The organism is Bacteroidota bacterium (genome assembly GCA_017303905.1).
GTDB lineage: Bacteria > Bacteroidota > Bacteroidia > B-17B0 > Aurantibacillaceae > JAHEYG01.
The window spans coordinates 1,433,453-1,454,336 of sequence record JAFLBH010000001.1 but is presented as its reverse complement, the minus strand read 5'-3'; the positions used below and the strand labels follow the sequence as shown (position 1 = coordinate 1,454,336).

General features: G+C 35.7%; 18 protein-coding genes. 5 read left to right on the top strand and 13 right to left on the bottom strand.

The genetic code is table 11. The features are described from left to right. Nucleotides 1-12 precede the first annotated feature (12 nt). On the top strand, nt 13-975 hold the full coding sequence (ftsY, locus tag J0L69_06100; GenBank protein ID MBN8692747.1) for a signal recognition particle-docking protein FtsY: 963 nt from the start codon (nt 13-15) through the stop codon (nt 973-975). Nucleotides 976-1,018: 43 nt separating this feature from the next. Further along, a complete protein-coding gene (locus tag J0L69_06095) occupies nt 1,019-2,119 on the top strand; it encodes a hypothetical protein (protein ID MBN8692746.1) in 1,101 nt (366 codons plus the stop codon). A 34-nt stretch (nt 2,120-2,153) separates the two neighbouring features. Here the strand turns inward: J0L69_06095 and J0L69_06090 are convergent, their stop codons facing one another. The 8 genes from J0L69_06090 to J0L69_06055 all read right to left on the bottom strand — a co-directional run bounded on the left by J0L69_06090 (nt 2,154) and on the right by J0L69_06055 (nt 7,719). After that, entirely contained in the window at nt 2,154-2,516 is a 363-nt protein-coding gene (locus J0L69_06090; protein MBN8692745.1) for a hypothetical protein, read from the bottom strand. Nucleotides 2,517-2,538: 22 nt separating this feature from the next. Continuing rightward, entirely contained in the window at nt 2,539-2,943 is a 405-nt protein-coding gene (locus J0L69_06085) for a four helix bundle protein (protein ID MBN8692744.1), read from the bottom strand. A 56-nt stretch (nt 2,944-2,999) separates the two neighbouring features. After that, complete coding sequence (rfbB, locus tag J0L69_06080; GenBank protein MBN8692743.1) at nt 3,000-4,052, bottom strand: dTDP-glucose 4,6-dehydratase; 1,053 nt, start codon at nt 4,050-4,052, stop codon at nt 3,000-3,002. A gap of 70 nt (nt 4,053-4,122) precedes the next feature. After that, nucleotides 4,123-5,409 carry a nucleotide sugar dehydrogenase gene (locus tag J0L69_06075; protein MBN8692742.1) on the bottom strand — a complete coding sequence of 429 codons (1,287 nt, stop codon included), beginning with the start codon at nt 5,407-5,409 and terminating at the stop codon, nt 4,123-4,125. Nucleotides 5,410-5,425: 16 nt separating this feature from the next. Continuing rightward, on the bottom strand, nt 5,426-6,460 hold the full coding sequence (locus J0L69_06070; GenBank protein MBN8692741.1) for a Gfo/Idh/MocA family oxidoreductase: 1,035 nt from the start codon (nt 6,458-6,460) through the stop codon (nt 5,426-5,428). Beyond that, nucleotides 6,460-7,044, bottom strand: coding sequence for an N-acetyltransferase (locus J0L69_06065; GenBank protein ID MBN8692740.1), 585 nt, complete (start codon nt 7,042-7,044; stop codon nt 6,460-6,462). The genes J0L69_06070 and J0L69_06065 overlap by 1 nt, the downstream gene beginning before the upstream one ends. Nucleotides 7,045-7,109: 65 nt before the next feature. Further along, nucleotides 7,110-7,520 (bottom strand): hypothetical protein, encoded by a 411-nt coding sequence (locus J0L69_06060; GenBank protein ID MBN8692739.1) that lies wholly within the window; start codon nt 7,518-7,520, stop codon nt 7,110-7,112. Further along, a complete protein-coding gene (locus tag J0L69_06055) occupies nt 7,471-7,719 on the bottom strand; it encodes a hypothetical protein (GenBank protein ID MBN8692738.1) in 249 nt (82 codons plus the stop codon). The genes J0L69_06060 and J0L69_06055 overlap by 50 nt, the downstream gene beginning before the upstream one ends. An 82-nt stretch (nt 7,720-7,801) precedes the next feature. Here J0L69_06055 and J0L69_06050 point away from each other — a divergent pair, with 82 nt between their 5' ends. After that, a complete protein-coding gene (locus tag J0L69_06050; protein ID MBN8692737.1) occupies nt 7,802-11,365 on the top strand; it encodes a T9SS type A sorting domain-containing protein in 3,564 nt (1,187 codons plus the stop codon). Between the two features lie 147 nt (nt 11,366-11,512). Here J0L69_06050 and J0L69_06045 read toward each other — a convergent pair whose 3' ends face one another. Genes J0L69_06045 through J0L69_06030 form a run of 4 tightly spaced genes read right to left on the bottom strand, consistent with a single transcriptional unit; the run spans nt 11,513 to nt 16,451 of the window. Continuing rightward, nucleotides 11,513-12,001, bottom strand: coding sequence for a hypothetical protein (locus J0L69_06045; protein MBN8692736.1), 489 nt, complete (start codon nt 11,999-12,001; stop codon nt 11,513-11,515). Beyond that, nucleotides 12,001-15,186, bottom strand: a complete 3,186-nt coding sequence (locus tag J0L69_06040; protein MBN8692735.1) for a M1 family peptidase — start codon at nt 15,184-15,186, stop codon at nt 12,001-12,003. Before J0L69_06040 ends, J0L69_06045 begins: the two co-directional genes overlap by 1 nt. A gap of 31 nt (nt 15,187-15,217) precedes the next feature. Next, nucleotides 15,218-16,087, bottom strand: coding sequence for a carboxylating nicotinate-nucleotide diphosphorylase (nadC, locus tag J0L69_06035; protein MBN8692734.1), 870 nt, complete (start codon nt 16,085-16,087; stop codon nt 15,218-15,220). Further along, entirely contained in the window at nt 16,080-16,451 is a 372-nt protein-coding gene (locus J0L69_06030) for a DUF4783 domain-containing protein (GenBank protein ID MBN8692733.1), read from the bottom strand. The genes nadC and J0L69_06030 overlap by 8 nt, the downstream gene beginning before the upstream one ends. A gap of 50 nt (nt 16,452-16,501) precedes the next feature. Between J0L69_06030 and J0L69_06025 the strand changes: the two genes are divergently transcribed. Beyond that, nucleotides 16,502-16,975 (top strand): 23S rRNA (pseudouridine(1915)-N(3))-methyltransferase RlmH, encoded by a 474-nt coding sequence (locus J0L69_06025; GenBank protein ID MBN8692732.1) that lies wholly within the window; start codon nt 16,502-16,504, stop codon nt 16,973-16,975. 135 nt (nt 16,976-17,110) lie between these two features. Beyond that, the gene (locus J0L69_06020; GenBank protein MBN8692731.1) at nt 17,111-18,211 is read left to right on the top strand and encodes an acyl-CoA desaturase; all 1,101 of its coding nucleotides are present in this window, start codon (nt 17,111-17,113) and stop codon (nt 18,209-18,211) included. Here J0L69_06020 and J0L69_06015 read toward each other — a convergent pair. Then, nucleotides 18,208-20,814 carry an AsmA-like C-terminal region-containing protein gene (locus J0L69_06015; GenBank protein MBN8692730.1) on the bottom strand — a complete coding sequence of 869 codons (2,607 nt, stop codon included), beginning with the start codon at nt 20,812-20,814 and terminating at the stop codon, nt 18,208-18,210. The two genes, J0L69_06020 and J0L69_06015, sit on opposite strands and share 4 nt — an antisense overlap. Nucleotides 20,815-20,884 lie beyond the last annotated feature (70 nt).

The window sequence follows — 20,884 nt, the reverse complement described above, 5'->3', positions numbered from 1 at the left end:
GACGTTTCTATAATGGGATTTTTCTCGAAATTATTCAGCAAAGAAGAAAAGCAGAGCCTCGATGAAGGCTTGTCGAAAACCAAAGAGAGTTTTTTTGGCAAAATAGCAAAAGCTATTGCCGGAAAAAGCACGGTGGATGCTGATGTTCTGGATAATCTGGAAGAAGTATTAATTAGCGGCGATGTTGGCGTTAACACCACCATTAAAATCATTAAACGTATTGAAGAACGCGTAGCGCGTGATAAATACGTTTCAACCAACGAGCTCAATACCATTCTTCGTGATGAAATTGCAGCGCTTCTCAAAGAAAACAATTCTGCCAACAATGCTTTCGATTTTACCGCACCGCTTACAAAAAAACCATATGTCATAATGGTGGTGGGCGTTAATGGTGTAGGAAAAACAACTACTATTGGCAAACTTTCTCATCAATTTAAACAAGCCGGAAAGAGTGTTGTACTTGGTGCAGCGGATACTTTCAGAGCTGCGGCTGTTGACCAGTTAATTATCTGGAGTGAACGTGTTGGTGTTCCTATTGTATCGCAAGGAATGGGTGCCGACCCGGCGAGTGTTGCCTTTGATACATTAAGTAGCGCGGTTTCAAAAAATGCCGATGTAGTTATTATTGATACAGCAGGGCGTTTACATAACAAGGTTAATTTGATGAACGAATTAACCAAAATTAAAAATGTTATGAAAAAAGTGGTTCCTGACGCGCCACACGAAGTTTTATTGGTTTTAGATGGTAGTACAGGGCAAAACGCCATCGAGCAATGTCGTCAGTTTACTGCTGCCACCGATGTAAATGCTTTAGCCGTTACAAAACTCGACGGTACCGCTAAGGGCGGAGTTGTAATAGGCATTAGCGATGAATTTAAAATTCCGGTTAAATACATAGGAGTTGGTGAAAAAATGACCGACCTCCAGCTATTTAATGCACCCGAGTTTGTGGATAGCCTTTTTAACAGGGCTTGATAATATCACTTTTATTTTTATAATTTGGAGTAAAATTAACCTGATGAAAAAACTTATTGGATTTTTACTCCTTTGCCTTTTTGCAATTAATGTGAATGCACAAGAAATTCTTTATGACGATTTGATTTTCGAATCTGATTCTATTACCAAAGCTTATAAAGCGAAAAATAAAAACTACGCGTTCATTCGATCTAAACGTGGCACCGAAGGTGTTGGTAAAACCTCAACCGGCGACTCAATTATTAATCTGCCAATTAATGATATTGTGTTAGTTTTTACAGAAAACGAAGCTAGTGACCTTGCCAAACGTGAAACTGCTAACCGAGAGCGCTGGGAAAATCTAATTAAAACCTACCCGCAATTTTTTCAGGATAATACCAACTTGTATAATATTTGTCAGTGCAGTACCACAGGTGATGCTGAAGCATTTAAACAAGTGCAAGGTTTTTATATTTATTACGCCGGAAAAGAAGAACCAAAGGCTCCTGAACCTGTAGCTGCTCCACCGGTGAAAGAAGAAAAATCTGCAAAAGCAGAAAAACCAAAGAAAGAAAAAGAAGAAAAGGTAAAGGAAGAAAAGGTTAAAGAGGAAAAAGCAGCGAAAGCCGAAAAACCGAAAAAAGAAAAAGAGGTAAAAGAAGAAGTTGCAGCAGAACCTAAAAAGTCTAAGAAAGAAGAAGAAGCTCCGGTAGTAAAAGCACCTATTCAAAAACGTGAAGGTTATGCTACTCCGAAAAAATCTAAAGACGTGAAGGCTTGTCGCCCTCCATGTTATGAAAGTGGCGGCGAAGAAATTTATGATTTCTTCAAAGAGAATTTACCGTTAAACAAAAAACAAAAGAAGGCCGTAAAAGATTTAACTACTATTGTTCGTTTACAATTGAATTTCGATGGAACTATTAAAAAGATTTTTGTTCAAGGTGGCGATCCTGATATAAATAAACTGATTGAGGAAACCATTAAGAATAACATGAATACCTGGTATCCGGCGGTGAAAGGTGGCGTAACGATTAAATCGGAAGTTAGACTAACATTAAAGTATGATAACTCTACTAAGGCTTTACGTCCATCTGAAATAAACTATCTGCCTAAGCCGGCACCAAAGTGCACCTGTGTTCCGGATAGTCAATTATTCGATAATTAAAAAATTAGTCTCTATAAAAAAGAAGCCTATTAAATTAATCGGCTTCTTTTTTGCTCTTTACTAAGAGAATTTTTTCGTTTTCCAGGGGTAAATAACCAAATTCATAACAGAAGTAATACAACTTACTTTCTTTCGTTTTCACGAGATTGGTGAAATAATTAAAATTAAATCCTGCTGATGATAGTTTTTGTTTGGAAACCGTCACCGTAGTTCCGGTTAATAAATCCTCCATGATCCTTCTGTTTTTACGAAGGATGTTATTAATGTTTCGAACGTGATTGTTGGTATCGCTATTAAGTTTATTGTTATAGGAATTCCGGCAAATATCATTGCAGAATTTTTTGTCTGCCCTACCTTTAATCGGCTCACCGCAATCTAAACAAACTTTCTTTTCCATATTATAGGTTAACTGTTTTTGGTTATTTGTTACTTGTTGCAGGAGCTGACTTCTTTGCTTTTTCGGCCTTTTGCAAATAATTGATATAACCGTTTAATATCCTGATGCACTTATTGGTCTCAGTTTTCAATTCGACTAATTCTTCCATCGTGATATAACCCTCTTCTTCGGCCAAAATAAGATGATCTATTATCTCAGTCAAAGAACCACGTGAGTTTCTGCAAAATTTTGAATTTTCTAAATAATGAAATCTACCATAACCTTCAGCTATATTTGCAGTAACTGACCGCGATGCTCTTACTAGCTGATCTGTTAATTTATATTTTTCATCGGCCGGAAATGATTTAGTTATTGTACGAATTCTTTTTCTCAACACCACTGCTTCCTTCCAACATTCCAACTCCTCAAAAGAATTTATACTTGCCATACTATAAATTTGTTTTCCTTAACACTAATAAGAGTTAACTGACACCCTATAACCGATCACCTCTTTACGTATTGTTGCTCGTAGTATTTTTGATAATCGCCTGAAGTTACATTTTGCAACCATTCCTCATTCGCCAAATACCAATCTACTGTTCTTTCAAGTCCTTCTTCAAACTGTAAGCTTGGTTTCCATCCTAATTCGTTTTGCAATTTTGTAGAATCTATAGCATAACGTAAATCGTGACCGGCACGATCTTTTACAAATGTGATTAGTTTTTCATTGGTACCTTCTGCTCTACCCAACTTCTTATCCATAATTTTACATAGCAAACGAATTACATCAATGTTTGTCCATTCGTTATGTCCACCTATGTTATAAGTACTTCCTGCCTTTGCGTTATGAAATATTACATCAATCGCACGCGCATGATCTTCTACAAATAGCCAGTCACGCACATTTTCACCTTTACCATAAATAGGCAATGGCTTGTTGTTTTTAATATTACTGATACAAAGCGGAATTAATTTCTCAGGAAAATGATTTGGACCGTAATTATTAGAGCAATTTGAAATTAGTGCAGGCAATCCGTAAGTATCATGATAAGCTCTTACAAAATGATCGGAGCTTGCTTTTGAAGCTGAATACGGGCTATGAGGATCGTAAGAAGTTGTTTCGGTAAACATGCCTGTTTCGCCTAAAGAACCATACACCTCATCGGTACTTACATGATAAAATAACTTAAATGCTGCGTTGTTTTCTTTGTAAATTGTTTTTGCGGCGTTAAGTAAGTTAACGGTTCCAATTACATTTGTATAAACGAACTCCAATGGATTCGTAATACTTCTATCGACATGGCTTTCGGCCGCTAAATGAATTACTGCGCCAAATTTATGTTCAGCAAAAAGTTTATTGATAAAATCTGCATCAACAATATCTCCCTTTACAAATTTGTAATTCGGTTTGCTTTCAATATCTTTTAGATTAGCCAGATTGCCTGCATAAGTTAACTTATCTAAATTATAAATGGTGTAAGAAGGATATTTATTTACAAATAATCTCACGACGTGAGAACCAATAAAGCCTGCGCCACCTGTTATTAAAATTTTCATTTTCGTTTTTTTATTTAGTTAATGTGCAGGATGAAATTTTATTGTTTAAAACCTCTATCCTTAACATTAATTATAAACTCCAATAAGTAAGATTTTTAACCTTGCCCTTATACATACCTTTAACATCCACTAAAATTCCTTTTTTACTTAAAATAGAGTTAAAGTATTTTTCATCCAAGGCCTTATACTCTTTATGATTTACGGCAACAATAACTCCATCATATCCTTTGCCTAATTTATTTAAACCAAAACCATATTCGTGTTTAAGTTCGTCACTGTCTGCATGCGGATCTACAATTTCAACTTTAACGCCAAATGATTTTAATTCCTTCACGATATCAGCCACTTTACTGTTACGAATGTCACTAACATCTTCTTTAAATGTGGCACCCATCACTAATACTTTTGACTTAGAAATATTTTTACCGGCAGCTATAATTTTCTTCACACAGGTTTTAGCAACGTAGAAACCCATGCTGTCATTTACATAACGACCACTGTTGATGACGCGTGCATGATAACCCATTTCTTCCGCCTTGTAAGTCAAGTAGTATGGATCAACACCAATACAATGTCCGCCAACTAAGCCTGGAGAAAATTTTAAGAAATTCCATTTAGTACCTGCTGCTTCCAATACTTCATATGTATTAATTCCAATGCGTGAGAAAATAATTGAAAGCTCATTCATTAAAGCAATGTTTACGTCGCGTTGCGTGTTCTCAATAATTTTTGCTGCTTCAGCAACCTTTATAGAAGAAGCTTTATGTGTACCCGGCTCAACAATAATTTCGTAAACTTTAGAAATATTCTCTAAGCTTTCTTTATCGCAGCCCGAAACAATTTTTAAAATTTTAGTGATAGTATGTTCCTTATCACCCGGATTGATGCGCTCAGGTGAATATCCAACTTTAAAATCCTTCACAAATTTTAATCCTGATTCCTTTTCCAAAACAGGGATACAGTCCTCTTCGGTACAACCCGGATAAACAGTTGATTCATAAACAACGTAATCGCCTTTCTTCAATACTTTTCCTACAGTTGTTGAAGCGCCGATTAATGGTTTTAAGTCCGGTAAATTATGCTCATCAATTGGTGTTGGCACTGCAACAATAAAGAAGTTGGCCTTCTTTAAATCTTCCAATTTATGTGTGAACGTAATATCTGAATTAGCAAAATCCTTCTTAGTCAATTCCTGACTTGGGTCGATGCCCTTCTTCATCATATTAACGCGTTTCTCATTAATATCGAATCCAATTACTTTTACCTTTTTAGCAAAGGCAAGCGCAATTGGTAAACCAACGTAACCTAAACCTATTACTGCAATTCTCGCGTCTTTGTCTAAAATTCTTTTATAGATACTCATATAGAAATTATTACATGTTTTTAATTACTGAATCGGGACGTAAAGCGTAAATACGCTCAATGATATCAACCACTTTTAATCCTTCTAAGGCATTCGTGGTGATTTTATTTTTACCGGTTAAAGTTTCAACTACATTATCAATAACATAATTATGATTATTAGCCGAGCCTTTGTATGCTCCATAATCATTTGCAGGATTTGTGGCGTCCAACTTTGGCATAGTGTAATCTTTAATGTTACACACTTCAATTTGATCCATGTATTGTCCGCCCACCTTTACACTTCCTTTGCTTCCAACAATAGTTAATGAAGATTCTAAATTTTTGTCCCACACAGCTGTGCTGTAATTGATACAACCCATGCCGCCATTTACAAAATCGAAACTCACAAATCCGCTGTCTTCGAATGCCGTTGATTTTTGATGATTGAAATCGGCGAATTTTGCTTGTATGTTTTGTATGTCGCCGAATAACCAATACATAATATCAATCCAATGTGAGAACTGAGTGAATAAAGTGCCTCCATCCAATGCTTGCGTACCTTTCCATCCACCAGGTTTATAATAACGCTCATCACGATTCCAGTAACAATTTAACTGAACCATGTATATATCGCCTATGATTTTCTTCTCTACCACTTCCTTTAACCAAACACTTGGAGGTGAATAACGGTTTTGCATTACACAGAAAACTGTTTTATGTTGGTGTAGTGCTTTGTAAATTATTTTTTCGCAATCGGATTTAGAGAGAGCCATTGGTTTTTCAACTACAACATTCTTTCCCGACTCCAATGCTTTTAATGAATGCTCTGCATGCAGACCGTTAGGAGTACAAACATTTACTACCTCAACTTCAGGATGATTTTTTAAAAGATCGTCTACATTAGAGTAAAACTTTTCCTTTAAATCATCAAGGCCTAATTTTTCCTTTGGTAAAATATCACATACCGCTATTAGTTCGCATGCTTCATTTCTTCGAACCATTTCCGCATGACGCTTACCAATATGCCCTTGCCCTATTACCGCGAATTTTATTTTTGTCATAATTAAGAGATGCGCTTAACAGAATTATTTTCCAATTTATATTTTTGTCCGCTTTCCTTACAAGTTGCAAAACCATCTTTATCAAATTCCAAACGATGGCCAAATTCACTCATCCATCCCATTTGACGTCCTGGATTTCCAACAATAAGAGCATATGCAGGAACCGTTTTAGTAACTACTGTGCCAGCACCGATGAAAGCAAACTCTCCGATATCATGTCCGCATACAATAGTTGCATTAGCGCCAATAGAAGCGCCCTTGCCTACATGCGTTTTTGCATATTCAGATTTACGATTCACTGCGCTTCTTGGATTAATTACATTTGTAAAAACCATGCTAGGACCAAGAAAAACATCATCGTCGCAAGTAACACCGGTGTAAATTGAAACGTTATTTTGAACCTTCACATTTTTACCTAGAACAACATCGGGAGAAATAACCACATTTTGACCTATGTTACAGTTATCTCCTAAAACACAATTGGGCATGATATGTGAAAAGTGCCAAATTTTAACACCCTTTCCTATTTTACAACCATCATCGATCACAGCTGTTGGATGCGCAAAATATTCTTTAACAATTTCCATAAAAGACAAACAACAAACATAAGAAAACTGTACATAATCAACAAATTACAAATGAGTAATTAAAGCTAGAACCTGTAAATAAAATAAAGATTGGAAGGACTCACGGATAATGCCACCTGTTGTTGATTGGCCTTTACTTTTTTTCTCAGTTTTTTATTCATCTGATACATGAACGCATCAAAAAATAATAAGGCGGTGCCCTGAACGATGAATGATTTACCAAATCCACGATACATTTCTTTTTCTTTAATATTTTGGCGGGTTTTCGCGAATTCCATGGCTCCGATTCCTGCTCCAATGTAAACGACATCCAATCCGGCATTAATCAAAAATATTTTTTCTGTCCTCTTAAGGTCAGTTGATAATTGCTGAGTATTTGAATAGGTTTTGGGGTTAGCAACTAGTGAAGGAACCGCAATTATTAAATTAACGAGTCCCCATCCTGAATTCATCGCATAAAAAGCATTTTTCCTCATGGGAGTGAGTGATTAAAACTGCTGTTCCGGATGCAATATTTACTGATGCCCAAGAGGTTAAATAAACCATCCCACGCTTATTTAATTGATGCTTTTCAAGAGCCAGTTTTTTAACTAAAACGGTATCTTGTGCCTCTAAATCAGCCACTAATAAAGAAAATGCGACCACTTTTAAAATGTTGAGTACTTTTTGAATCATTTATTTCCATTTATTTTTATATTTGACAAAATTTAGTCAGATTTGTTAAAATAATCTAAATATTAAAATTACATAGATTGATATGATTTCAAAATTTATTAAAAATCAATTGAAAAATGCGCTTCTTTTAGGTGCTTTATTTGTAGGCGGAAATGCTTTGGCGCAATTAGGTTTAACCTGGTCGGAAATGGGTCCAAATGATATTTCGGGAAGAACTCGTTCTATCTTAATCGATCGCCAAGATCCGACAAACAAGACAGTTTACGCTGCGGGTGTTTCAGGTGGAATCTTCAAATCTACGAATAGTGGTGGAACCTGGTTGCCGATGAATGATCAATCAACCTCATTGATTGTTAGCACTATGGCTCAAGCTTCTGACGGAACTATATTTTTTGGGACAGGGGAAACTTTTGGTCGCGGTGGCGATGGTGCTGGCTCTTCCGGATTTATTGGAACCGGATTGTATAAAATGAATTCAGCGGGTACAGTTACATTAGTGAAAGATTCTTCGCTTTTTGGTAATGTAAATGAATTAGCTATCGACCAATCTGGAACAATTTATGTTGCGGCGAATAAAGGATTTTTCTTCTCAACTGACGCAGGGGCAAATTTCACTCAGGTTACCGAATCAGGTTCTTTACCCGGTATGGATGTTAAAATCAACACATTAGGTGATGTGTTTTTCTCTGCAGGTTCAAAAGATATCAAAACTTCTAAAGTGTTTTTTAAACCAGCATCTGGTTCAACATATACCGATATCACACCAACTAATATTACAGATCGTGGCCGGATTGAGATTGCTGTTGCTCCTTCCGACCCTAACTATGTTTACTTAAGTATTGCCAAACAAAAAACAGTAACAACTACCTCAGGCAATATGGGTGGTATCTTAGTATCAGATAATAAAGGAACTACATGGGCAACAATTACGCCTCCAACATCACAAGTTGATCCAATGGTATTTGGAACAACCGGATTTGGAGATTATGCTAACACTATTGCTGTGGATCCGGCTAATAAAACCATGTTGTATTTAGGTAGTGAATCTTTTTATGGCTGGAATCAAATTGTCGGAAATCCTTTAGGACAAGGAAATTGGACTCAAATTGCCTTTACTTCAGCTCCATTACCATTGGCTGTTTATGTTCACTCTAAAATACACGACTTTAAATTTGATGGTGTAAACAATGTATTATATGTAGCTACAGATGCCGGAGTTTATAAATCAGTTTCCAGTAATGCCGGATTTTTACCGTTCAATAATGGTTTAAATATCTCGCAATTCAACTCTGTTACTTTCCCTATTTATCCGCGTAACAACCCGGGAACTCCAACTAACGTAGTTGTACCTTATGCCGGTATTGCGGGTGGTTCAATTGGAAATAGTTTAACATACTTGCCTGGAAATCTTAATACGATACAAAATTCAAATAGTTTTGGATCATCAGACGCTTTCCAATCTGACTTTTCAAAATTATCTCCTAAAGTTATGTTCTATTCAGGCGCTTATGGAACAATCTTCAGAACAAGTGATATCAGTCTCTCTCCTTTTTCTACTTTTTACGACATCCAGTATCGCTTAAAAGGTGGTGCAGGAACTCCGGGCGGAACAGGTTTTGCTAATGAAAACACTCCAATGCGTTTATGGGAAAATTACAAAACGCTCGACTCTGCCATATTCATGAACGAGATTTCGTCTTTGGTTTTCCAAAACACAATTAATTCCAAATCAACTTTTACTGTTGGTAATACTCGCCCTCAAGCAAGTGCTAAATACGATACAGTTGCTATTACAACTACCAGTTTAAAAAAGACCGGTCAATCATTAGTTGCTACACAGGCTTTCACTAATACAAATGTATCTGCTACAACTTTTACGGTACCTAACACTCGCTCTAAAGCAACTGCTAAATATGATTCAGTTATTGTAAAAATGACCAGCTTCAAGTTATTGTCACCTCCTGCTGCTCAGAGTTTCTCAATGACACTAGCCTATACCGGTTCTGTAGTAACAGGATATAGAATTGTAGGCGCGGGTGCAAATACATTAACTGCTACTAATAATATGGTTTTCCCAAACAGCAGTTTAAATGACAGTATTCGATTTACTTTTAACAATGCTCCAAATGATTCATCTGTCATCTCTATTAGAATTCGTTACAAATACTCTCAGAATTTAAAATTAGTTCCTACATATTCGGGTTCATCTATCACAGCTGTTAATGTAATTGGTGAAGGAAATACATCTTCTGTAAGTAATAATACTGTTTTCATAAATAGCAATAAGGTTGACAGTGTGCGTTTTTCTTTCGCTAACAACCCCGGCGATTCTTGTAATATATTTGTAACAACAAAACTTCGTTACGATATTGGTGACGTTATTGAATTAGAAAATACCGACATCAGTGGTCAACCGTTCACAACTACAGTAAGTTTAACCTCACCATTAAACTCTACAGCAAACGCTACCATTATGCCAATCGTGAAATTACCGCTTAAGCGTTCTGCACGTTTAGCTGTAGGAACTAGTGCAAGCGGAACCACCGAAAGTCCTAATGTGTTTATTGTAAAACGTCCGCTAAACTTTGGTACAAATCCTGATTGGTTTAAAGTTGCCGGTAAAAACTCTCGTATGGATGGTCCCGGTGGCGTACCTTCAACTACAATATCTCCTGTTATTGGAACAACAATCACGCGTTTAGAATGGGCTAATAATGGTAATTATATCTATTTCACAACTAAACAAAACGACACTACATATTATGTTTACAGAGTTTCTCACTTAGAAGTTCTTGGAGATTCTTCAAGTGCTGATTATAGCGGTACTTTCTCGTCTGATATTGACTCTGCATCAACCTATAGCCGTAAAGCACTTACAAGAACAACTGCTTTAGGTCGCTTTAAATATCCGGTTACAGGTATAGCGATTTCTAACGATGACAAGACTCTTATGATTACTTGTGGTGGTTATAAAAACAAATCTGCTACGGTTTATACAAGCAATAGCGATATCACTACTATGAATATGAATAACACAGATGCTTCAAACTTTACCGCTAAGAACGGAACCGGTTTACCATTAATTCCTGCGTACACCGGTTTATTTGAAGTAAGTGATAACAAGGTTGCTTTAGTGGGAACTGAGAACGGTATCTATAGTACTTCAGATATTACGATTGCCTCTCCAACTTGGGTAAAAGAGAATGGCGGTAATTTCCCTAACGTTCCTGTGTTCCAATTACGCCAGCAAACTTTCCCTTCTTATCAGTGTTATAACCACGGTGTCATCTATGCTGCAACACACGGTCGTGGTTTATGGTCTACAGATAAATATGCTATTCCTTACGCAATCGGTATAGAAGAAAATGAAGTTAAATTATCTGCAAATGAAAATTTAAAATTATATCCAAATCCTGCTAGCGATGCAACCAACGTGTTATTTACTGCACAAGGCGATGCAAGCTACAAAGTAACTGTATATGACATCAGTGGTCGTATCTTAATTCAAGAAACTACAGCTAAGTTAATGGGTGGAGAAAATACATTAACATTAAATACCTCAGCATTAAACAGCGGCGTTTACTTTGTTACCATTAACGGTAGCAATAATTTTAACGGCACTAGCAAATTAGTGATTACACGCTAATCATAACATCTAAATCAATAAAAAAGCCCCTGAGAATATCAGGGGCTTTTTTATTGATTATAAATGAAGTCTAGTTACTCTAATTAATAATCCTTTTGATTATATCTTATAGAATCAATTTAATCATAAACAGCCAAACATATAAAACTAAAAAGGATATTGAAATAATTTTAGTATTGAATCTATCTCTTCTGGCTGCTGTGTGCCAATCATTACAGTTTTACCATTACTAAGAGTTAGTTTTAATCCCTTATCTCCTGCTACATTGTAGCACCAACCTCGTTTGGAGCTATAGCGTAATCCCCAGCCACCATAATGCCAAAGTGGATCATAGGTAACGATCTCAGCTTTCAAAATTTTTGATTTAGGAAATTGTTTTTTAGTGAAGAGACCTTTATAATGAATACTAATTCCCTCTGCTGTTATTACTGTTTCAAGAACCATTCGCTTGAACCAAATAATTAAAATCGTAAACACGAGAATGAGGAAGGGGAAAGCAATAATTTCTTCGGTCTTAAACTCCTCCTTGCCTGTTATGACAATCGCTAACTGCGAAAACACCATTACCATTGGAGCAATTAAAATAGCCCATACCCAAATTTGATTAAAACGTTGTTCTTCCTTGAATTCCTTCATTAAAAGGCTTTATTGATTCCTATCATCCAACGGAATTGAAGATAGTCTGTTTCTTGATAAGGCAAACGGCTAATGAAAATCGGCATATCAAAACGAATCGTTAATGGAGCGATGCCATATAGTGATCCCCAACGAACAATGCTGAATGTTGTACCAACGCCAGCATCATACATTATCTCACTAAACTTGTAAGGTTCAAATGTGTAATTTGTATTGATGAGTCCTGCATCGGCAAATAAATAAGGTTGCATTTTGATGCTGTTCTTTAAAAACTTGAAATTCATAAATCGGAATAATTCTCCAAATTCAATCTCTGTATTAAACGCCGCTCCGCTTGTTCCTTTATAATTATATCTCACAATACCATCGCTACCCTTCTCTGCCAACAAATAGCCCGAATAACCTCTTAAATTCAAGCCACCGCCGGCAGTAAAATGATTCGTTATGTTTCCATGACCTGCCCAATCGGATGGAAAAATTCCCATTGAACGCGTGTATTTATTATCCATTAATTCCTCATTATTGGCTCCTGCTACATACAAGGCTGATTCGGAAGGAATATTATTACCGAATCCCATTTGCGCAAAAACACGTGTATTGATATTAATTCTTCCTAAATCATTTTTATTTACAACATTTAAAGTAACAGCAGAGTAATCGTAATCCTTGGTAAATGCTGACGCACGGAAATTAAGTAAAATATTTCCTACGCCACGTTTATACTTATAGTTGTGCTCCATACCCAAATGAAACGCTCCATTAAACTTTTGATACCCCCACTCTTTATCATTGAGTAAATAAATCATGTCTTGCGGTAGATCTCGCAGCATCGCTTTATAATGAGCATAAAAACGAGTTTTGTCACTATTGTTTTTTCTTTCTAGTCCAATTGTACCGCCATCTAATCCATCTAAGGATTTCAATTGCAAATAGAAATTACTACGTTTCAAGTATCGATTTAAACTTGTTTTATAATTAAACAAAAAAGAAATCTGATTGTAACTGTTAGTACTTACCGTACTATCGAAAGGAGCTTGACCTAATCCTGTACTAAACCATGCGGTTAAATCAAAAACATGTTTAACATTCATGTAATTTCCATTCAGATGCGCACCAATTTTTATTCCATCATATCCATTATACCATAAAGCAGGTCTAACGCGCATATCGTATTGTTTCCAATTTGGAGGATTATAAATTTTTGAATCGAATTTTAAATCAATTTTATTTCGCTTTACATTGTTAACCATATCCACATCCGCCAAGCGATAACTAGGATCAATGATAATATTTTTGATTTTTTCCTTAATTGTTACTGTTGCCGTGTAGGTAGTTTTTAGTTTTGGACCCCATCCAATCCAACGCGGCAAGGTATTAGCGCCAGTAGGTTTTTGAAACCACGTATTAGGAATAGAATAATGATGTGCCGAATCATTCTTATCGATAATGGTAAAATCAACCGGCATTTGCATAGAACCTTTACGCTTAAACGTAATCTCATAAACACTTCCCTTTTTCTTTTTTATTTTTCCAATTGAGTAATCAATAGTTTTTCCGGTTTCTAACCATTGATCAAAAAACCAATTTAAATCAACACCGGTATATTGAATGATAGAGTTTCTGAAATCTTCGGGATACGGATGACATACCTTCCATTGATTAAAATAATGTTGCATAGCCTTGTCAAAAAAGGCGCGCCCCAAAACATACTCCAAATTTTTTAGCATGGTTGCAGTTTTAAAATAAACACTGCTGTAACCTCCACCATGACGGATACCTCCATTAAAATCATCACTATGTGTATTTAACGAAACTTCTTCGCCACGTGTAACCACTGAGCCATAATAGCCATTGTAAATTTGTTCATCAATGACACGAACAGATGATGTGAATTTTTGTGCATACTTGCCTTTTGGCGGAATACGTTTTGATAAAGGCCCATCAATAAACTGATAAGTATCGGCAGTGTAAAATTGCGTAAAACCTTCATCTAAAAAAGCCCGGTATGTTTCGTTACTTCCCACCATCCCGAAAAACCAGTTGTGCGTCATTTCGTGAATAAAAAGTGATCGATAATCCGGATCATAGCCACCGTTTAAGGTAATCATTGGATATTCCATCCCATCGTTGGCATCCGCACAAATCATTTTAGGATAATGATAAACACCAATATTGTAATTATTAACCTCAATAATTTTAGTCATGTATTGTGCCGCATTTCGCCAACCTGCGGCATGCGGCTCTTGCACAAGCGCAATACAACGCACGCCATTTTCAGCAATGGCTTCACCAATTCTATAATTTGGGTCCGCAGTGTAAGCAACATCATGAACATTTATCGAACTGAATTTCCAGGTTTTTTTGGTTCCGTTTTTTGCAATGATTTTACTTGGAGGAGAATTCCATTTTTTATTGAAGAAGTTACTGATATCAAGTTTAGCGCGTAATGTGTCAGGCAACATTTCGTTCTCATTCACCATCGTTCCGGTACCGTCAACAATGTAATAATTCGGCATGGTTAACTCCACATAAAACGAACCATAGTCACCATAAAACTCATGGTCCATGTGTTGATCTGTATCCCAATTAAACTTACGATCAAATACAGAAATACGAGGGTACCAATGCACCAAATCATAATGTTTACTTCCAAACGAGTTAAACATTTTCATTCGGTTACGAATTACTTCCTGATCAAAATAAGTTTTAAAATCAATTTCAAAAGTTACTGATTCGCCGGAAGGAATAGGCTTAGGCAAATACACTTTTAAAATGGTGTTATCCAATTCGGTTTTTAACTCCTTTCCGTTTAAGGAAATTGTTTCAACCACGGTTCCCAAATTTTTCTCTCTGTATTTGCTATACTTTAATTTGTACCCGTTATTTTTATACAGATCGGATAAATAAGAATCTTTGTTTTGCGCATTACTATATAAATGAAAATAAACGAAGCTTAAATCATTAGGAGAGTTATTCCAGTAGGTTAATGATTCATGTCCGCTTACAATATCAGTACTATCATTAATTTCGGCTTTGATTGTATAATGTACATCCTGCTGCCAATAGGCGGCATGTGGTTTACGGTTTTTCCAATAAAGAGGGTTGGTAACAGAACGGTAATCGATATATTCAGTTTGAGCTAATAAGCAAAAAGGAAATATCAAAGCTAAAAGAATTAACCTCATAAGATGGAATAATAATGATTAAAGATAAAAGTTATTTAAGTGCTTTCAAACTTAAATCCAAACTTTTAATATGATGAGTAAGGGCTCCTATGGATATAAAATCAACCCCGGCTTGCGCGTATTTAGCAATGTTCTTTTCAGTAATACCACCTGAAGACTCCACTTCTACCCGGCCATTGATGAGCTGAACGGCTCTTTTAGTTTGCGCAGGTGTATAATTATCGAGCATAATTCGGTGTACACCTCCATGTTTCAATACTTTTTTTACATCCTCTATGGTGCGTGTTTCAACTTCTATCTTCAGCTTTTTTCTTTTCGATTTCAGATAAGCATTTGCCGCATCAATTGCTTGTGTAATTCCACCTGCAAAATCAACATGATTATCCTTAATTAAAATCATATCAAACAAGCCGTAACGATGATTGGCACCACCACCAATAACAACGGCCCACTTTTCAAAAAAACGAAATCCTGGAGTTGTTTTACGTGTATCAATCACTTTTGCTTTGGTTCCACTGCAGAGAATTTGTAAGTGTGCTGTTTTAGTTGCAATACCACTCATGCGTTGCATCACATTTAACACTAATCGTTCAGCCGTGAGCAGACTTTGTGTTTTACCCTCTACAAAGAAAGCGACATCACCTTTTTTTACACGCGTGCCGTCTTTCAAAAGTAACTTTACCTTAATGGTCTTATCGATGATTTTAAAAATCTGAAGAGCTGCTTCTACACCTGCTAAAATACCATCTTCCTTCACCAATAACTGCATTTTGCCTTTATGCTGAGAGGGAATTGTTGAAAGAGAAGTATGATCGCCATCACCTACATCTTCTTGTAGACAAGACAATACAAATTTTTTAAAATCAAAGTGCTTACTGTGCAGCTGAATGTAATTACTCATTCTCGTTCTCGATTCTGAATTGCGAAATTAAATTACGTCGGATTAAAACAGATACTCTGTATTTTCCGGCTGATGTTTCGAGCGTACCGGTGATAAATTGAACATTAGCATTTACCGAATTAGAGTGAGAAACAATAAAGTTTTTTACTGCATGCTTTTCGAAAAAGAATTTAATATTAGCCTCGGCCTGCGATTTACTTAATAAGTCTTCCTGATTTAAAATTTTCACTGAAAGTTTTTCATCAAAAAACTTAACTAATTCGGAAGACTTACCCGATTTGATGGCCGCTACCACATCATCCGTCACATCAAATGCATTGAAGAAAGTAGAAACAAAAAGTGCTATAGATATGATGAGTTTCATTTATTGGTGCTAAATTTACTAAATCTTAATTTTTTATACGTTTAATATCAATGAAAGTTTCTCTACTGCAAATTGACAAAACCACCGAAAACTATTTAATTGAGGGTATAGAGATTTATAACAAACGATTAAAAAATTATGCGGCGTTTGAAATAACCACAATAAATGTGCCAAAAGCCGTGAGAATGAGGCCGGAAGCTGAACAAAAACGTGAGGAAGCCAAGCTTATTCTGAAATCATTGAAAGATAACGATTATTTAATTCTCTTAGATGAGGGCGGAAAAATGTTAAATTCGGTTGATTTCAGTAAATTTTTGGACAAAAAAGCCCTTGAAAATGTTAAAAATATGGTTTTCTTAATTGGAGGCCCTTATGGCTTTGATGAGAGTATTTATCAAAGAGCGAATTATAAATTATCCTTATCAGCGATGACTTTCTCTCATCAAATGGTAAGATTATTCTTTACAGAGCAATTATACCGTGCATTTACAATTTCAAAAGGTGAGAAATATCATCACCAATAAGCCATTTGGCAATCAAGTATTTAAACTAATCTAAAATTCACAATGCCAATGTTTGATAAATAAACATTGCCTTAGCAGATTTAGGTCATTTATGAGCTATATTTGTACAATTAAAAATTAAAACAGAATACCCCAATGAGTACCAACGCCATTCGATTCAACAACAGCAATCGTCAGTTCTATATGACTGTTAAGAAAAGAGTTGACGATTATTTCCGTCAGAACAACATTTCAAAATACGGTAACTACAAGATGGTCATAAAATCCATCGCTATGTTCGCCTTCTATTTAACTCCTTACTTTCTTCTTGTAACTAATACTTTTAGTAATGGTTATATTTTAATTGGTTTATGTATTGCCATGGGCATCGGCATGAGCGGCATCGGCCTCTCAGTTATGCATGACGCAGTTCACGGAAGCTATTCTCAAAAACAAGGAATTAATAAATTGATGAGCTTAAGCATGGCTTTTATCGGCGGAAGCTCTTTAAACTGGCATCTACAGCACAACAATCTTCACCATACTTTCACTAACATTGAAGGTCATGATGAAGACATTGCTCCACTTGGCTTTCTTCGTTTTTCGCCACATGCCGAGTACAGAAAAATTCACAAGTTCCAGTTTATCTATGCTTGGTTCTTTTATGGTTTAATGACTTTAATGTGGGCAACCACGAAAGATTTCAATCAATTATCCCGCTATAACAAAATGGGGTTATTAAAAACTCATAACACAACTTACAGAAAAGAATTTCTACGTTTATTGATGTATAAGTTTTTTTATTGGACTTTCACCATCATCATTCCTATTATTTTCGTGAATTTGGTTTGGTGGAAAGTTCTTCTTGGCTTCGCAATCATGCACTTTACTTGCGGATTAATTCTTGCCTTAATTTTCCAACCGGCACACGTTGTTGAAATGACCGAATTCCCAACGCCAAGTGAAGAAACACACCAAATGCAAGACGATTGGGCGTCTCACCAAATGAAAACGACTGCTAATTTTGCACCAAATGCAAGAATCTTATCTTGGTTTGTTGGCGGATTAAATTACCAGGTTGAGCATCATTTATTCCCTAATATTTGTCACGTGCACTACAAAAACATCGCGCCAATTATTAAGGAAACTGCTAAAGAGTTTAATTTACCTTATCACAGCAAGAAAACGTTTTTAGGTGCTGTTGCTTCACACGCTAAGCTTTTGTACCAATTAGGTCAACAACCTAAAATGGCTTAAAAGTCATCATCGTCTTCTTCTTTTTTCTTAGGTTGTAATGGCTTTGGCTTGTTCTCCTTGTTATCGCCATAGTCGATTTTAAACTTTTCCTCAGCTTTTGGTTTCTCGTTCTTAAGGAGTGTGCTGTCCTTTTTAAACAAACCAAACTCTTCCTTCAGTATTTGTTTCAAGGTTTGCTTTTCAGCTTTAATATCCTCACCTATTTTTTGCTTCAAGCCTTTTCTGTCGTATTTAATAATAGGATTGTCAACTGTTCCAGTCATCACAATAAAAACACTTCTTCTGTTTTCGGGATCATTTTCCATCACCTCCATTTCTTCATCCAATTGCTTGTTCGCTCTCTTCTTATTCGCTAATAATTCGCTTAACAAAAGCTGGATATGATAATCAATTTCGTTTTTAAATGTATGCTTACCCCATAAATCAATATTCATGGCTGAATTTTTAATGGTTGTTTTTGGAATGGAAATAACCTGATTCGCAATATCAAAATGACTCTGCAAAGCCTGAAATTTTATATCACGCAACTCATTTACTTCAATATATTTTGACAAACTCAACAAGGGCTTAAAATCAACTAACCTTCCTTGTTCTATACTTAAGTTTCCGGTTGCAGCTACACTATTCAAATCAGCATTCAACGCTTTGCTCCAGTCGCCCGAAAAATTTATAGTTGCCGTAGCAAAACCATTCAAATGTTTTTCATTAAGTGTGTTTTGTCCGAAGTTATTGCATTGATAAAATAATTTCGAAATATTAATCTTGCTTAAATCCGACGCAGCTTTGATATGAATGTTTTCACCGGAAGCATCTGCACTGGCATTTAAGACTGCGTGCCCATCCATTGTATTCAACGACAAATCACTTAATAGAATCTTTTGATTAGCAATTACCACATCACCTTTTAGATTTGTGGCTTCAAATTTCGAAAAACTCAATTTCTCGATAACAGCAGCCAATTTAAAATTCAAATTAGAAGGAATATTTATTTGTTGTGATTCTCCTTTGCTTTCTCCTCCATACATTACATCCTCTAAAATTAAATTTCCTGATTTTAAACTCGCATCAATCACTAACGGTGCATTTTGATCGGTTAAATAATTAATGAAACCTGGTAATTCGCCATTCAATTCTACATCAGATTTACCAATGATAATTTTAAAATCATTCAGCTTCACGCTGCGGTTGGCCATTTCGAAATGACCAGTACTAATATTTATTTCGTTGGGTTTATCTTTGAATTTAGTTTTGATTTCCTTTAAGTCTGCTTTTCCTTGCGCAATCACATCATTAGAGAAAGCAGACTTTTTTATTTCACTGAGTTTACCTTTTACAGAGGCGTTTAAATGAATGGAACCACTTATATATTCTAATGTGTCAATTGGCCAAAAGGAATTTAATTCTGCTAAATCAGTATTCACTTCTGCATTCATGTTTAAATAAGGATCACTTAAATTACTCAGAAGGCAAAAACCGGATATAGAATTCTTTCCCATGTTTGCCGATACATTGGCAAAATTCAGATAACTGTCATTCTCATTGCTCACAAGTTTTCCTTCAACAATTAATTCCTTTAATTGAGTATTGTTAGGCTTGTAGGTTACTGTCGCGTTTTTTATTCCAAAATCGGCCGTAATGTTCGGTGCAAAACCGGATTTATAGTTTATTTTCCCTTTGCCGTAAAACTGACCGTCGCTCTCATAATCTTTTATTCTGTTGGAATGTTCGTCAGGCAACAACGATAAGACGGAAGCTATGTCCAGATTTTTACCGCTGAACGTTAAATCGGCTTTTTCTAAACTATCGGAATATTTACAATTACCTTCCAGCGCAAAATACATTTCATTAAGCGCAAGCTCTGCCTTATTGATATTGTAATTAGAGCCTGTAACATTCAACTCTAAGTCGTATCGAATTTTTTTATTTCGCAGGTAATTGGTTTTATTTCCTGTGATGTAATTCACATCCGCTTTCCCTTTGGCGACTAAGGCAAATTCCTTATCGCTAAAATTTCCTGTAAACTCCGAATTATGAAAATGCAATGAGGTTTTAAATCTGTTTTTTGCATTCTTAAACCGAAGGCGGATATCGCTCAGTGAAATTTCTTCTAATTTAAAACTTACCTTTTCATTTCCTTTTGTTTCAGTCGATTTCCAGAAAATATAATTTGGGTTTCCTCTTTTATCAATGGCGGGATAAAAATTCGCTTTGTTTAATTTAATTTTATTGATGGTATAATTCTTATTCCAGATATCCTGTAAACTAAACATTAATAAAATATCATTCGCGTAGATTAAAGTATCACGCTCCTTTTTTTCCAATGCTTCCAGAATCAATACATCCTTAAACTCCAAGGCGCATTTTGGGAATGATTTTATAAAAGTTATATCAATGTTTTTGGGATCAACTCGCACTTCCGATTTTAAATTTTTATTCAGCTCACCAATAATTGCTTGCTTAACTTCATCTTCATAAAAAAATACTAAGGCTATGGCTGATCCAATTAAAAAGACAGTGATAAATAATAGCCATGCAAAAAACTTAAAAATCCTTTTTATCGGACCACTTGATTTTTTCTCCGGTATTGTAACGTTATTTTCCACTGAAATAAAATTGCAGAAAATTGAGCCACGCAAATTTGATACGTGCGACTTAATTTAAACAATAACGTCT

What these genes read in the sequence shown, in the direction of transcription:
- J0L69_06020 (MBN8692731.1), top strand. Translation starts at nt 17,111, where the DNA reads ATGAGTACCAACGCCATTCGATTCAACAACAGCAATCGTCAGTTCTAT.
- rfbB (MBN8692743.1), bottom strand. Translation starts at nt 4,052, where the DNA reads ATGAAAATTTTAATAACAGGTGGCGCAGGCTTTATTGGTTCTCACGTC.
- J0L69_06055 (MBN8692738.1), bottom strand. Translation starts at nt 7,719, where the DNA reads ATGATTCAAAAAGTACTCAACATTTTAAAAGTGGTCGCATTTTCTTTA.
- ftsY (MBN8692747.1), top strand. Translation starts at nt 13, where the DNA reads ATGGGATTTTTCTCGAAATTATTCAGCAAAGAAGAAAAGCAGAGCCTC.
- J0L69_06085 (MBN8692744.1), bottom strand. Translation starts at nt 2,943, where the DNA reads ATGGCAAGTATAAATTCTTTTGAGGAGTTGGAATGTTGGAAGGAAGCA.
- J0L69_06050 (MBN8692737.1), top strand. Translation starts at nt 7,802, where the DNA reads ATGATTTCAAAATTTATTAAAAATCAATTGAAAAATGCGCTTCTTTTA.
- J0L69_06030 (MBN8692733.1), bottom strand. Translation starts at nt 16,451, where the DNA reads ATGAAACTCATCATATCTATAGCACTTTTTGTTTCTACTTTCTTCAAT.
- J0L69_06045 (MBN8692736.1), bottom strand. Translation starts at nt 12,001, where the DNA reads ATGAAGGAATTCAAGGAAGAACAACGTTTTAATCAAATTTGGGTATGG.
- J0L69_06090 (MBN8692745.1), bottom strand. Translation starts at nt 2,516, where the DNA reads ATGGAAAAGAAAGTTTGTTTAGATTGCGGTGAGCCGATTAAAGGTAGG.
- J0L69_06065 (MBN8692740.1), bottom strand. Translation starts at nt 7,044, where the DNA reads ATGGAAATTGTTAAAGAATATTTTGCGCATCCAACAGCTGTGATCGAT.
- J0L69_06040 (MBN8692735.1), bottom strand. Translation starts at nt 15,186, where the DNA reads ATGAGGTTAATTCTTTTAGCTTTGATATTTCCTTTTTGCTTATTAGCT.
- J0L69_06025 (MBN8692732.1), top strand. Translation starts at nt 16,502, where the DNA reads ATGAAAGTTTCTCTACTGCAAATTGACAAAACCACCGAAAACTATTTA.
- nadC (MBN8692734.1), bottom strand. Translation starts at nt 16,087, where the DNA reads ATGAGTAATTACATTCAGCTGCACAGTAAGCACTTTGATTTTAAAAAA.
- J0L69_06060 (MBN8692739.1), bottom strand. Translation starts at nt 7,520, where the DNA reads ATGAGGAAAAATGCTTTTTATGCGATGAATTCAGGATGGGGACTCGTT.
- J0L69_06095 (MBN8692746.1), top strand. Translation starts at nt 1,019, where the DNA reads ATGAAAAAACTTATTGGATTTTTACTCCTTTGCCTTTTTGCAATTAAT.